General features: G+C 39.1%; 14 protein-coding genes and 1 pseudogene. 5 read left to right on the forward strand and 10 right to left on the reverse strand.

Translation table 11 applies throughout. The annotated features are described in order from the left end of the window. Positions 1-6: 6 nt before the first annotated feature. The 3 genes from mog to C9J12_RS09760 all read right to left on the reverse strand — a co-directional run bounded on the left by mog (position 7) and on the right by C9J12_RS09760 (position 2,899). On the reverse strand, positions 7-540 hold the full coding sequence (mog, locus tag C9J12_RS09750; protein ID WP_011220728.1) for a molybdopterin adenylyltransferase: 534 nt from the start codon (positions 538-540) through the stop codon (positions 7-9). Positions 541-810: 270 nt separating this feature from the next. After that, on the reverse strand, positions 811-2,259 hold the full coding sequence (locus C9J12_RS09755) for an NAD-dependent succinate-semialdehyde dehydrogenase (RefSeq protein ID WP_107242522.1): 1,449 nt from the start codon (positions 2,257-2,259) through the stop codon (positions 811-813). 187 nt (positions 2,260-2,446) lie between these two features. Next, positions 2,447-2,899, reverse strand: coding sequence for a methyltransferase family protein (locus C9J12_RS09760; RefSeq protein ID WP_107242523.1), 453 nt, complete (start codon positions 2,897-2,899; stop codon positions 2,447-2,449). A 304-nt stretch (positions 2,900-3,203) separates the two neighbouring features. Between C9J12_RS09760 and C9J12_RS09765 the strand changes: the two genes are divergently transcribed. The 3 genes from C9J12_RS09765 to C9J12_RS09775 all read left to right on the forward strand — a co-directional run bounded on the left by C9J12_RS09765 (position 3,204) and on the right by C9J12_RS09775 (position 5,962). Then, entirely contained in the window at positions 3,204-3,710 is a 507-nt protein-coding gene (locus C9J12_RS09765; protein WP_107242524.1) for a M48 metallopeptidase family protein, read from the forward strand. 109 nt (positions 3,711-3,819) lie between these two features. Continuing rightward, positions 3,820-5,430 carry a putative bifunctional diguanylate cyclase/phosphodiesterase gene (locus C9J12_RS09770; protein WP_107242525.1) on the forward strand — a complete coding sequence of 537 codons (1,611 nt, stop codon included), beginning with the start codon at positions 3,820-3,822 and terminating at the stop codon, positions 5,428-5,430. Between the two features lie 106 nt (positions 5,431-5,536). Next, entirely contained in the window at positions 5,537-5,962 is a 426-nt protein-coding gene (locus tag C9J12_RS09775; protein ID WP_107242526.1) for a DUF3010 family protein, read from the forward strand. Positions 5,963-6,098: 136 nt separating this feature from the next. Here the strand turns inward: C9J12_RS09775 and C9J12_RS09780 are convergent, their stop codons facing one another. Together C9J12_RS09780 and C9J12_RS09785 are read right to left on the reverse strand one after the other, a co-directional pair. After that, positions 6,099-6,314 carry a DUF3820 family protein gene (locus tag C9J12_RS09780; RefSeq protein ID WP_107242527.1) on the reverse strand — a complete coding sequence of 72 codons (216 nt, stop codon included), beginning with the start codon at positions 6,312-6,314 and terminating at the stop codon, positions 6,099-6,101. A gap of 176 nt (positions 6,315-6,490) precedes the next feature. Continuing rightward, positions 6,491-7,645, reverse strand: a complete 1,155-nt coding sequence (locus tag C9J12_RS09785) for a glycosyltransferase family 87 protein (RefSeq protein ID WP_107242528.1) — start codon at positions 7,643-7,645, stop codon at positions 6,491-6,493. 487 nt (positions 7,646-8,132) lie between these two features. Between C9J12_RS09785 and C9J12_RS30650 the strand changes: the two genes are divergently transcribed. Together C9J12_RS30650 and C9J12_RS09790 are read left to right on the forward strand one after the other, a co-directional pair. Further along, a complete protein-coding gene (locus C9J12_RS30650; protein WP_170111744.1) occupies positions 8,133-8,273 on the forward strand; it encodes a hypothetical protein in 141 nt (46 codons plus the stop codon). A 329-nt stretch (positions 8,274-8,602) separates the two neighbouring features. Then, positions 8,603-9,334 carry a class I SAM-dependent methyltransferase gene (locus C9J12_RS09790; protein ID WP_107242529.1) on the forward strand — a complete coding sequence of 244 codons (732 nt, stop codon included), beginning with the start codon at positions 8,603-8,605 and terminating at the stop codon, positions 9,332-9,334. Between the two features lie 158 nt (positions 9,335-9,492). On the opposite strand, the gene C9J12_RS09795 is transcribed toward C9J12_RS09790, so the two are convergent. From C9J12_RS09795 to C9J12_RS09815, 5 genes and pseudogenes are all read right to left on the reverse strand, one after another. Further along, complete coding sequence (locus tag C9J12_RS09795; protein WP_107242530.1) at positions 9,493-9,888, reverse strand: GtrA family protein; 396 nt, start codon at positions 9,886-9,888, stop codon at positions 9,493-9,495. A gap of 15 nt (positions 9,889-9,903) precedes the next feature. Continuing rightward, positions 9,904-10,923 (reverse strand): glycosyltransferase family 2 protein, encoded by a 1,020-nt coding sequence (locus C9J12_RS09800; protein WP_107242531.1) that lies wholly within the window; start codon positions 10,921-10,923, stop codon positions 9,904-9,906. Between the two features lie 9 nt (positions 10,924-10,932). Beyond that, a complete protein-coding gene (locus C9J12_RS09805; RefSeq protein ID WP_107242532.1) occupies positions 10,933-12,729 on the reverse strand; it encodes a hypothetical protein in 1,797 nt (598 codons plus the stop codon). Between the two features lie 198 nt (positions 12,730-12,927). Next, a pseudogene (locus C9J12_RS09810) lies at positions 12,928-13,072 on the reverse strand (putative quorum-sensing-regulated virulence factor). A gap of 123 nt (positions 13,073-13,195) precedes the next feature. After that, a complete protein-coding gene (locus tag C9J12_RS09815) occupies positions 13,196-13,813 on the reverse strand; it encodes a fumarylacetoacetate hydrolase family protein (protein WP_107242533.1) in 618 nt (205 codons plus the stop codon). Positions 13,814-14,195: the final 382 nt, after the last annotated feature.

Below are 14,195 nucleotides of genomic sequence, written 5' to 3' on the forward strand. Positions count from 1 at the left end.
AAGACTTTACTTCTGCTTAGGACGGAAAGGTTTAATCACTTCCTCATTACATTCAAGGAATGGACCTTCCATCAAATCGATACAATAAGGTATAGCAGGGAATACTGCATCTAGACACTCACGGATAGATTTTGGCTTGCCCGGTAGATTGACAATCAAGCTATCACCACGAAGACCCGCCGTTTGGCGTGATAAAATCGCTGTCGGTACAAACTTCAATGATTCAGTACGCATTAGCTCGCCGAAACCTGGCATCATACGGTCACACACAGCTTCTGTTGCTTCCGGTGTTACATCACGCTTTGCAGGGCCAGTACCGCCTGTCGTTACAATAAGACTACAATCTTGCTCGTCAGCCATCTTGATAAGCGTTGCTTCAATCACGTCTTGCTCATCAGGGATCACTTGGTATACAGGCTCCCAAGGCGATGTTAAGTAGTCATTCAACGTATCGATAATTGCTTGGCCAGAAATATCTTCGTAAACACCTGCACTAGCACGGTCACTTACTGTCACAATACCGATTTTCGCTTTACTCATCTGTTATCCCTTAGACCTTAATAGATCTTATTTTGTTAGTTATTGGTGCATTGTAATCCATAATTGCCTCATAAAACGGATTCCATTTATCACAATAACCAAATGAATGATTTGAAATGCAATATTAAGGAATAATCGCGTAAGGATAAAGAGAAAGAAGATGTTTATACCCTAGCTACCTCAAGTCAATTTTGGCTAGATCTAAAAAACGGTAACGATAAGGTTACCGTTTTAAATATTTGAAACTAAGCAATTAGCTATAGTTAAATCTTACAGGCCACCCATTAGCATGTACTTTGTTTCCATGTAATCACAAATCCCCTGTCGAGCACCTTCACGACCAAGGCCAGATTCTTTTACACCACCAAAAGGCGCAACTTCAGTAGAAATTAATCCTTCATTTATGCCTACCATACCGAATTCGAGACTTTCACCCATCCGCCATGCACGCTGTAATGATCGCGTATAAACATATGATGCTAAACCTGAATCTGTATCATTTGCACGGGCAATAACTTCATCTTCTGTCGCAAAACTGAATACTGCAGCCAAAGGGCCAAACGTTTCTTCAGTAGCAACACGCATTTCATCGGTGACGTGTGTAATAACATGCGGAGGAAAGAAGTTCGTTGCTGGATCAGCCTTTTCACCGAATGCTAAGGTTGCCCCTTTGTCTAAGGCGTCTGTTACGTGGCTTTGTACTTTTTCAGCAGATGCCCGATTAATTAATGGTCCGATTGTCGCGCCATCGGTAAAACCGTCAGCCATTATTAGTGTTGATACTCGCTGAACCAGCTTTTCAACAAAGACGTCATACACTGTTTCATGTACATACAAACGGTTTGCACACACACATGTCTGGCCTGCATTACGGAATTTAGCAACCATAACGCCATCAATAGCTGCATCCAGATCTGCATCTTCAAAAACAATAAATGGTGCATTACCACCTAGCTCTAACGACAATTTTTTCACTGTTGGAGCCGACTGTGCCATTAGCAACTTACCAACCGCCGTTGAACCCGTAAAAGAGATTTTCTTTACCACTTTATTCTTCGTCAGCTCGCCACCAATAGCAACAGCATCCCCCGTGATAACGTTGAATAAACCTGACGGTAATCCCGCACGTTCGGCAAGTTCAGCCAATGCAAAAGCACTAAACGGTGTATCTGGGGCTGGTTTTAATACAACGGCACAACCTGCAGCAAATGCAGGGCCACATTTACGAGTGATCATTGCGGCTGGAAAATTCCACGGTGTAATCGCGCCAACAACACCAATAGGTTCTTTTGATACAACAATTCGAGCATCGGTTTTATGGCTTGGTATTACTTCACCGTATGTACGCTTCGCTTCTTCGGCAAACCATTCAATAAAATTAGCGGCGTAAACCACTTCACCTTTGGCTTCAGCAAAAGGTTTACCTTGCTCAGTTGTCATGATGGTCGCGAGATCATCGACATTTTCTAAAATAAGTTCATACCATTTACGTAACGTATTTGAACGCTCTTTAGCTGACACTTTTTTCCAGCTTAAAAATGCTTGCTGTGCAACCTCAATAGCGTGCAGGGTTTCTTCATGCCCCATTACAGGTACATAGCCGATAATTTCACCCGTCGATGGATTTGTAACAGGCTCTACTTTGCCGTTTTCAGCGGTTACCCATTGACCTGCGATATAACACTTTTGTTTAAACAAACTGGGATCATTCAGATTCACTTGGAATTTCCTTTCGACGGTGCACAAATTAATGGCTTGCATTTATAGTAATATCATTCACTTCAAAAAGTGAACACTGTTCACAATGCTATGCTATTAGCCCATTTCAGGCAAGCTCACGATCTTATAGCAGCAAGACAATAACGAATACTGCTCATCACGTATGGATATATCCAAATTACCGCAACTAGCACCAGCGGCGAACTTCACTACAATACTTTTTGTAATCATCTCCAAATATAGCGGTAAGCACTTCTTCTTCAGGCTCTATTTGAAAATTATTCATGAAAAAGAAAAAGATACCAAGCATCAAAAAACACGATATTGCACCAAAGTAAAAGACTGCGGCTAATTGAAATAGCACTAATCCTAAGTACATAGGGTTACGGGAATAACGGTATATTCCAGAGGTAATAAGACGAGATGCCTTTTGTGGCTTCCTTGGATCAATCGATGTTTTGGCTTTCGCAAACGAAACGATGCCAGCTAACCCAAGAATAGCGCCTAAAAAACATAAAGTAAGAACGACAAAAGATTGCCCAGGAAAAACGAATACCCAAAGCGGCCAGTACATTGCCAATAAATACATTCCGCCAAAAGATAACAACAGCAATAGCGGTGGTGGTAGCTTAAGACTCATAAAAAAACTCCATATGTATGACTCTGTTTGTCACTCAATGTCTATCGCTGAATTCAAGAAATTAGTGCAACTGTCTAGTACAATAAAGCAACGTTATAAACTAAGTATATAGCGCCATACCCAATCTATTGATGCACTGTGCAAATAATAACAACCATACAGATTTAGCTTAGGAATACGGTGACAAGTCGCATAAATAGTACAAGTATTTTACCGATATTATATTGCCAGAACTAAGTAAGACTTATAAAATCAGCCCGCTTTCTCATTTACTGTTTTCCATGTGTTATCGAGATAATTTTCTATGCAAGAATTGAAATACCTCCAAGGTTACTCTTCTGATTTGACCAGCCAAGTACAGAAACTGATTGATAGTCAGAAGCTTGAAGCATTATTACTAAAGAAATATCCCGATAATCACAACATTAAAACAGAAAAAGCCCTGTATGATTATGTTGTTGAAATTAAAAACCAATACTTAAAGAAATCGGCCCCTATTAGTAAGGTTGCATACGATAACAAGATTAACGTTATTCACCATGCTTTAGGTCTTCATACATTTATCTCTCGAGTACAAGGTGGAAAGCTAAAATCTAAACACGAAATTCGTGTCGCTTCAGTATTTAAAGACGCACCATTGGCTTTTTTACGCATGATAGTCGTGCATGAGCTTGCCCATCTTCGAGAAAAAGAACATAACAAGTCTTTCTACCAATTGTGTTGTCACATGGAACCCAATTATCACCAGTTAGAATTTGATATGCGTTTATACCTAACTCAGGTCGATATTTCTCGCAGTTCAAAGTACTAGCCCCATTAATACACCAAGTAACCTCTAAGTACATGATTCTGAGTAAGCTCAGCGAATCTTTTGAGATGGCTTCGATATAAATATTAAACATAGAATAACTGAGCAAAAAATGAATTACATCGCCCCCTCTTTTACATTGTTCAGTACGCTAATCTTACTACTTTCGATTAAACCGACATTATCGATTTGTGCTAAAAACAACGATAAAATCTGGCGTGCTATCGCCGTGTTTTTAATATTTCTTATTTTAGGTTCAATAACTTATACTATTTTACTTTTATTATTTCCTTTCAGCCCATTAGAGCTTTTTATTGCTCCTATTTTCGTTGTTGGTAGTTTATTTACTCTACTCGTCATGCACCTTAGCTTAAAAAGTATTAACCAATATCAAATCATGGCAATGAATGAACGCTTTAACGCTCAACACGACGCACTAACAGGGCTTAAAAATCGTCAGTTCATGTGGCAAAACATAAAGCTTAAAGCCCAGAACAAACAACATTTTGCCTTAATGCTTATCGACCTAGATAACTTTAAACAAGTTAATGATGCATTTGGTCACTTAGCGGGTGATGCTTTATTGAAAGCCATGGCAACACGTATTCAAGCAATATTTAAGAAAAAAAACACAATAAATAATAGTGTTGAGCTCATTCGATTAGGGGGTGATGAATTTGCCATCATTCTAGATTACACAAAGAAAAGTGAAGTTACCGATTGTATTCAGCTACTACAAAACATCTTAAAAAAACCTTTTTTCATTCGTGGAACGATGGTTCATATTCAAATGAGTATTGGTATTGCCTGCTACCCTGAGCATTCTTGCAGTATCACTGAATTGATAAAATCAGCAGATGCGGCAATGTACAAAGCGAAAAAACAAGCGTCTGGTTTCTGTTTTTATTCAATGGATTATGAGCGAAGTTCTAAGCAACACATTCAACTTAATGACAAAATTCGCAACGCACTTGCTAAGAATGAATTTTCACTTCATTACCAACCTATATTTGAAAATGATGGTCAAACAGTTTATAGCTTCGAAACATTAATTCGCTGGCAGCAGCAAGATGGTAGTTATATTTCTCCTTCTTTATTTATACCTGTTGCAGAAAAAGTGGGGTTAATCTCATCGATCACACAGTGGGTGATCCGCGCAGCTTTTACCCAACTAGAAAGGTGGCAAGAGTCTGGACATTACCGACGACTTCAAATTAACTTTTCAGCGTGTGATTTACAAAATGATGGCATTGTTGATTACTTAAAAGAGCAATTAGACACTTTTAATATAAACCCAGATCAAGTCGTATTAGAAATCACAGAAAGTGCCATGATTGCTGATATTGCATTGGCTAAAAGTGCTCTCAGAAAATTGTATGCACTAGGGATAACACTGAGTGTTGATGATTTTGGCTCTGGTTATACATCATTAACCATGTTGAGTGACATGCCGATAAAACAGATAAAAATTGATGCTCAATATGTAATTGAGATGAGCCGTAAAAATAATAATTTTGCCATCATTTCATCCATTGCTTTTCTGGCGAACAGTATCGGTGCAAAAGTCGTTATTGAAGGCATTGAAAACCAAAAAGTGCTGACTAAAGTTTCAACATTAGAAACTGCATTGTTACAAGGTCACTTTCTTAGCCAACCAATGAAAGCAGAACAACTTGAACAGATGTTTTCATCAACAATTAAAATAATGAGCTTACAACCTTAGAAGACGATTGGAATAATTGGTTTTTTAATGATTTCTGAGTGAAAGCCTGACAATACTTCGGGTTTTAGCCTACAATGTTCAGCTAGAAAAATGATTAGGTGTTTACATGAAAATTTGTGCTGTTGAGTTACGAAGCAACGAGGCAATTGTTTGCCTTCTTTCTCTAAAAGATGGTCTGTTTGATCTTCCTCAGTGTCGTACTCAGAAGTTCATCATGCAGGACTCTCTTGATAACGAACAAATGAGAGATTTCCAATTCGCATTTAAAAAGCTATTGGATGATTACAAAGTTGAGCGTGTTGTTATTCGTACTCGTGAAACACGCGGTAAGTTTGCAGGTAGTTCTATTGGCTTTAAACTAGAATCTGCTATTCAGTTAATTGAAGGCCTTGAAGTAGACTTCATGACAAATGCTGATATTAAGCAGAAGCTTAAGCGTAATCCAATGGGAATTGATTTCCGTGCAACGGGTCTACGTCAGTTCCAAGAAGCTGCATTCACAACAGGTTACGCTTACCTAGGTAAGTACTAATCGATTAAATGTTGTGACGGTAAAGTGTCAGTATTAACAGACGCTTCTACTATAAGAACATATGAAAAAGGTACGGCATAAGCTGTACCTTTTTCTTTTGTGGGCATTCAATGATTTTATTGAGTTAAACCTGCGATTAATCACGCCTCAAAGGTCGAATCACTGATTCCAAGCCTTCAATTTGAAACTCCAGCGCCAGTGCCATTAACGTGCCTAGCTCTCCCTCTGGGAAGCCCTGTTTTCGAAACCACAGCAAATATTCTTCAGGCAGGTCGATCAATACTCGCCCACTGTACTTTCCAAATGGCATCTTCATATTGGCCAGCTTGATTAAGTGTTCTTTTTGAAACATTGCTTAAGCAGCCTTTGTAATTTCATTGGTAACAGGATCTTCGATCTTTACACTGATTGCAACACGTTAAACCCGTTCAAAACGTGTTGTTATTTTTATTCACAGTTGTTATTTTTATTCGTTATTTAAACTCTGGACAAATATAAGCCGGACATTAACCTAACACATGTCGGTTTTCAACCGATAGAGTTGTTAGGCCTTAGCACCTTGAGGCACAATACTGTTAGCAATAAAATTATAACGAAGGGCGCATAAGGAAAACCTAAATAAGAAAAATACATTACGATGAGTGGCGTTAGCCAGGCAGTTATAAACATAGCTTGTTCGGTATTCTCAAATCCTTTATTCAGCCCCCTATTAACAAGCAAAACAACGACCACGCTCAGTGCAGCCATATCATAAGAGTGGATATACGGGCTTACCAAATAGGTAGCAGTAACTAAAACAGCCATCTTTAGAATGGCATCTTTTGACTTTATAAAAACCGCCACTACGACTATAAGTGCAATCAACCCACTGATGATTTGAACTCCCCAAGCAACCCCCAGATCCCCGATAAGAAGCCGAGTACTTATAAACGGGGAGACCTGCATAAATATTCCAGCCCCTGTGCCATGTTCAATAAACTCTCTTGCAAACACCCAGGGCGTATTCTGAAACCAAGCCTGCCAAGCATCAAGGCCTAGAACCAAAATACTAGAAAAGAAAACTACAAGCGTTGAAAGTGATGCCCAGAAAAATGCCTTCCAGTGCTGACCTGCGATTAAAGCAAAAGGGATCAAAATGCCTAAATGCGGCTTAATACTTAAAAGTCCAAACAGTACACCAGCCAGCCTGGGATGCTTCTCCAACGCCCGAAGTCCGCCAATCAAAAGAGCCCCGGTGAGCAAGCCATTTTGCCCAAAACTCAGATTAAGAAACGTCGTAGGCGCCAACGCCAATAACCAGATTCTGTCAAATTTTCCAGAACCCAGGGTCGCGGCCAAGAGATATAGTACGGCACATAGAGTGCTCCAAACGATTAAGGCAGAAACATAGTCTAGATTACGGAAAGGTAGTAAAAATGTGAGCATTTGAGGTGGATAAGCAAAATTGAAGGCCACGCCAGACTCGTTGACATTGTCGGGACTGTGCGTGCGAAACACAGCGGGATCGTAGATATCATTAAATTTTCCATCGCCAGCCAAATTTGCCGCGGTCCAAGAATGGAGAAAATCCCGGCCAACAATCTGCCCTCTCGATAACTCACCATCGATGAAAGTTCTATTATCATTAAATACAAATATTGAGGACAGAAGTATTCCGAGCAAGAAGCCAACACTTAAACGCATACTAAAAACTCCAGGGCATGTTTAGCCAATCCTTTCAATCTATTACATAAAACCACGTTCAGCTAAACTTTGATGTTAAAACAAACTAAAATTGTCTCGTATCTTTAACATCTCAAGGTTTAAAAATAAGCTTTTCAATTATTCACAAAGACAGTTGTAGGTTCTGAGTACTTCAATAATGAAAGGATGCCAGAGCATATTATTTCCTATATACCAGCAAAGCGTCTTTTCTCCGGGATATATTCGTTGTTCGAGCTTGCATGGTTCCTATCTAATGCCCTGAATACTACGCAAATTAATACCAATTTCTGGTAAGTTTAGAATAAAAAAAACTATTTGCAAAAAAATTACATCTTTTATGCAGATCTGAAGCTTCTCTCCCCCACACACAATCTTCTATGCCCTTAATCCAGCGCAGTTATGCAATGTTGTCATTGAATTCGTGTTTTACGATCAATACCAGTATCTAGACAAAATACAGATAGTCATGCCCCTACATCAGCAATCGCAACAACAACAACAACAACAACAACAACAACAACAACAACAACAACTTGTGAAGCCACAAGAGTCAGTTTTTGCCGTCTCGTGTTGTTGGTTGAAATACGAGCAGGTTGGGCTCGTATGACAGCTTTGTGCCGCTTGCGGAAGTTCTAGAGTCTGGCAAGATTTTTGATCATAAAAAAGTACTATAACTGTCTATTTATAGCTCTATTCGCGTTATGATCTTTGGGTCGTAAATTGAACACACCTTAATCCTAGGCCACACCAACCTTGAGTTAGAACACTTAGAAGGCGAGAACACTCTACTTCATTCGGATCCTACATACATAGCACATGTATCAAAGTTCGGTATTTATGTTCCTCTCATTGCAGCAATGTTAAGACATCTGATCTACAATTTATTTCAATAGGTTAAGCTATGACAGATTGTAATATCAGCCACGGAGATTGGTTATGAGAACAAATAGGCAGGATGATTCTGAATGGCTCAAATACTTAGCGAGTTTTAGTGATGAGTATGATGATCGATTATACAAAAATGAATCGACAGGGTTCGTCATGAAGGCTGGTCATATAGCTTGTGAATCAGCTTTTGATTGTACAGTTCACTTTGATAAGGTATTGGAAGTAGGTTCAGGAACTGGAGAGCATTTTCGGTCAGTAAGACATTCGTTCAAAGAGTACATACTGACTGATGGAGATCAGAAAACTCTGGCTATTGCTGAGATGGCGTTAGGCAATGGTGACTCAAGTAGAAAGATCTGTTATGAAAAAATGAACGCATCGAATTTAAATTTTGAAGATAATACTTTTGATCGAGTTGTTGCAACACACATACTTGAGCATCTTTATGAGCCACACCTAGCGATCAAGGAGTGGATGCGTGTTTTAAAAAATAATGGAACGCTGTCTATTCTAATACCAACCGATCCAGGAGTTGCGTGGAAAGTTGGACGTCACTTGACTACACGAAAACAAGCAATTAAGCGAGGCTGGAGCTATGACTATATTATGGCTAGAGAGCACGTTAATCCCTGCAACAATTTAGTAGCTTTTTTAAACTTTTATCTGCCTGAAAACACTTCTTTTTTTTGGCCACTAAAATTACTGCCTTCAATCGATTGTAATTTATTTTATATTTTTCACGCCGTTAAGGACGAATTAACGCAAGAGTTAGATGAGTAAAGCAAAGTCACGTTGTCGTTCCTCCTATGTTGCGCTCATTCATCGCGGTACTAATACTGTCGAGGCTTCTCATCCTTCCCCTTCCATATTCCAGATAGTAAAAAGCGCCCATTAGGCGTTTTTTCTATAACACCACCCAATATCAATTCAAATAACACTCATTTGAAAACCCATATCTTTAAAGCAAAGTAATTTATAGTAGCAACTGTTGCCGCTGATAAGAATGTTGAGATGTAGTCATTGATATCAACAATGTTAATAAACAAGTGAATAATCGTTGAATTAGCCACTATACCAAAGACGGATAAAGTAACAAACCTAACAACAAACTGGCTATTATTCTCGGCACGATTGAATGTATAGTTTTTCTGTCCATAGTAAGAGACGAATATACCCAGCAAATACCCAAGGATAGATGCGGGTATCGTCGGCAGCAGGCGATAAAACATCATGCCATTGGTGACGGTAAGGTAAACCAGCGCTGATGTAATGCCAACGGACAGAAATCGTATCACTTGGGTATTGAATTCGACTCCTAATCCTTTGCTAATCATATTATTCCTTACGACTTAATCATGTGTATAGGGGGTGGTGACTTTATCCCTTTCTGGAATAGTATCACCATTTATTTTGTTGTAAGCCACATTATTTATCGTGGTGTTACCGCGCCGCGGGATTTCGTAAGACAGATAGCTAATTAACTTGTTTTCCAGTCTTCCTCGGCTCATATTATCTAATACCAGACCAGTAAAGAGGCAAATTACGGCAATAATCCCCAATGCACTGGCTAGAACAGCCGTGGGCAACCTATCCACTATACCTGTCTGGAAAAATTCATAGATAACCGGGATACCGATAAATAGTGACGACATACCCAGCAGTGCTGATAAGACAAAAAAGAAAAACAGCGGCTTGACGTCTCTGAGTAGAAAGATAATGAAATTGAGAATTTTAAATCCATCACTAAACGTTTTTAGCTTGCTGGTGGTCCCTTCAGGTCGATTTCGGTATAAAGTAGGCACCTCTTTTATGGCCAGTCGATGATGGAGGGCGTGCACGGTCAACTCCGTTTCAATCTCAAAACCATCGCTTAATACAGGGAGTGTCTTGACGAACCTATTGCTCATAACTCGGTAGCCCGAAAAAACATCATTGAGCTTTGATTTAAAAAATAGGCTGATAAGGCCGGTGAATAGCTTATTGCCAATAATATGCCCCTTGGGGTATGCCTCTCTGGCAATAGAGCGGGTACCGATGACCATATCTAGGTTTTCATCTAACAGCGACTCAATCATTTTTGTGGCAGCGTTGGGATCATAAGTGTTGTCCCCATCAGCGAGAACATAAATGTCAGCATCAATATCTGCAAACATTCGTTTTACCACTTCACCTTTACCCTGGCGTCTCTCGTTGTAGACAGAAGCCCCTGCTTTTATTGCTTCTTCGACGGTACGGTCTGTTGAGTTGTTATCATACACGTAGACATGGCAATCAGGTAAGGCTTGGATAAAGCCTTTCACGGTACTTCCGATTGCTCCTTCTTCGTTGTAGCAAGGGAGCAGTACAGCGATATTTAATAGATAATTCATATAAGTCCCTTAATTTACTCTATACAGTTTTACTCCATTGGGGGTTTCTTCCACTAAGGAGAGCCAGTGTGGTGCTTTGTTATTCATTAATTGATTGAGGAACGAGTGTTCATTGGATTTTTGGGATATTAGGTAACTAGCGCCATCTTCACCAACCATGACAAAATCAATACCTTTCTTTTTGATAATATTTTTAATAAATTTTGAGTCGGTTGAACGGAATAACTCAATAGCTATGCTATTGCCGTTGATATTTCTATGGTAAGGCGCGGCGATGATCTTATTGTTTGTAAGAGCCAAAACTGGTGCACCAAATTCAATAGGAGCTAAAACTAGGCTATTTTCTATTTTGTTATTGATTAGTGCCTCTACTTTATAGAGGTTGCCGTTGTCACTTATTTCCTGGGTTGAGGTTTGTGAAGTATTAGCTGAAAGCGAATTGATGTAGTTTGGAATTATTTTAGTGATTAAGATAGGTGTTATAGGGAAGCATAATAAAAGGATAATAATTCTGTTCGCTTGATTCGAATGTCGATTCATTAGCTTGTCGCAAAACATAGCTTGAAGGGGGATTGCGATAAGTATTGATGCGAAAATGGTTCTTAGTTGCCAGAATATGGGAAATAGTAAACTGATAATTAACGCAAGATAAAGTATTGTTTTACCAGTTTTTTTAGGTAGGATGCTTGTTGATAATAATGCTGGAATAATGAACAGCAAATAATTGTGCTCGTTGAAGAAGCCATCTTCTGCTACGTAGTGGATGAGGGATTTCGCCTCAATGACATGATTGAGCCAATAATCTTTCAATAAATCTGGGTAGTTGTGAAAAAAACCTAATATAAGGGTTGGAAACAGTAGCAGAACCGGCAATAACGAGATAACTGTAATGATAAGATACCTTGTCGAAGGGGCAAGGCTTCTTAAGCTACAGTAATGGAATGAAAGTAGCGACAGTTTGCAAAATAGATAACCAGCTCCCAATGTCAATAGGTATGGAAAGGAGATAGCATCGTATCGAATCGTAAAAAACTCATTGATTGGCCGATTAATGATGATGAACAAAGCGACAAAAAATACTGCACTCAGGCATAAGTGTTTTGTGTATTCGATAAAACGAATTGAATACATATAACCTACCGCCGTTATCACAAGCAGCATGAGTGCGATAATAGGGAGATTCTCCATCCCCACCCAAAATGACAATGAGATCAGCAATCCTTGTCCCCAAGCCGTATAAAGCTGTCGACTTTGAACTTTATTGAGGGGAACCAGTGCAATTATCCAGGCTAAAAGGCTTAACTGGATATTATGGTGATCAATCGAGCCAGGGAAGAACTTGGTGATGAGTGGTGACACCACAGTCATGAAGATTGCGATTTTTGCCGCTTCAATACCGCCTAATCGATAGGTGAAAAAACCAATGGCTAGCAGCAAGGCTATCAGATAAAAAAATGGAACGATGGTTATTGCTAGGCTTTCAGACATCTGAGGTCCAAGCCATGGGTTGGTGATAGCGGTTATCGCTGCCAGTGGGATATCTGGGAGCCTTGACCAGTGGATGAGTTCGCCATCTTCGGGGTTAAAGTTCTCAATAGGACGTAAGTACCAGTAACCTTCTTGGATCCAAGAGGTAAATTGGTGATACCTCATATAATCATCGTTATCGGACAGCTGGAGCATCTGAATTTGCTCCCAATTACGACTTATGATTAACGCAAATAGGCAGCTAGATAAAATAAGTGTCAGAATACCTATTTTTATTATGGGCTTAGAATGTATTTGTTGTTGTCGACGTTCTTCCATGAGTAGTTGACTTTTCTAATTATAATATATTCATTATGGTACACAGATGGAACTATTGTTAATGGTTGTAATGATTTTGTGGTATTTTTTTAACATTCAGCCACCTAGGTCAACTAATCTATAGATGATTAGGCTGTGCATCAGGATAATAAAGCAGTACTGCTGAAGTTATTATCTGTATTCTAGAGCAAATAAAATCTAAATAACTGGGCACCAGCCCTCAACCTTGAAGGCTAAACATAGTCGTAATCCCTCCCTCTCGAAGGAAACTATTATTTTTGGGCAAATCACAGTAAGTATTCATCAATACTAGTCCACTGTACTTTCCAAATGGCATTTTCATACTGGCTAGTTTGATTAGGTGTTCTTTTGAAACATATCTTCCTTTATCCGCATTAAACTGATGCTAGGGTCCAAGCCTTTATACTCAAGCAGCCTCAAGATGCAACTGCTTCTATGCGGAATATTATACGCTTGCAGTCCATTGATGACTAATCAAGGGTTTACCATTTTGTGTCACAGTACCGATATACACATCACCCGCGATTATTTTACCCACGCCTTTGGGTGTGCCTGTCATCACGATATCGCCATCCGTTAATACCATGAAAGTTTGTATTTCAGCTAATATCTCATCGGGCTTATAGAGCATTAATTGAGTATCACCTTCTTGAATCAACGTATTATTGATACTTAACGTTAAACCCAATAAAGACGCTTCAGGTTGCAATGATACAAACTCACTGAATACGGCTGAACCATTAAACGCTTTGCTTCGCTCCCACGGAAGAGATTTCGATTTCAAAACATTTTGTACGCTGCGTTTTGTTAAATCAATGCCGAACGCCACGGCACTGAACTTACCATTTTGATAAAGGAAAGATATCTCTCCTTCATAATGCAGTTCATCACCATTATGTGACGCTAATAAAGATGAAGATATTGCAGAGTTAGGCTTTACAAATAGTACCATTTCATCTGGCACTTCATTACCCAGTTCATGGATATGCTCTACATAATTTCGCCCGACACAAACCACTTTACTTGGTGTTATAAGTATTCCATCTAGCGTAATTTGATTCATTTTAATCCCTTAATAATAACGACCTTCACTCTGCTTTAAAGGCAACGATATCACTAAACACATCGATACCACTAAATACATCGATACTCAAGCAAGCGTAAGACACGCAAGATAACCGTCCATTCAGAGTATTGAATACAGAAGAGAGTGTATTGAATTACTTTGATAGGGCTAGCACCTTGCACTTATTGCTTGAATCCAGCGTTAAGTATCGCTACAACAAAAAAGCCGCTGTCTATTTATTCAATAAACTTTCACCCTTGGGAAAAATTTCAGACGATACCTTTGACGTATCTTTGTAAACTCTATCTTTAACAGTGGTTTATGTTAAAAAAATCACTTAAGTATCTTTGATTGTAGCAGCTGTCATACTTTTATGTGA

Source organism: Photobacterium frigidiphilum, from assembly GCF_003025615.1.
GTDB lineage: Bacteria > Pseudomonadota > Gammaproteobacteria > Enterobacterales > Vibrionaceae > Photobacterium > Photobacterium frigidiphilum.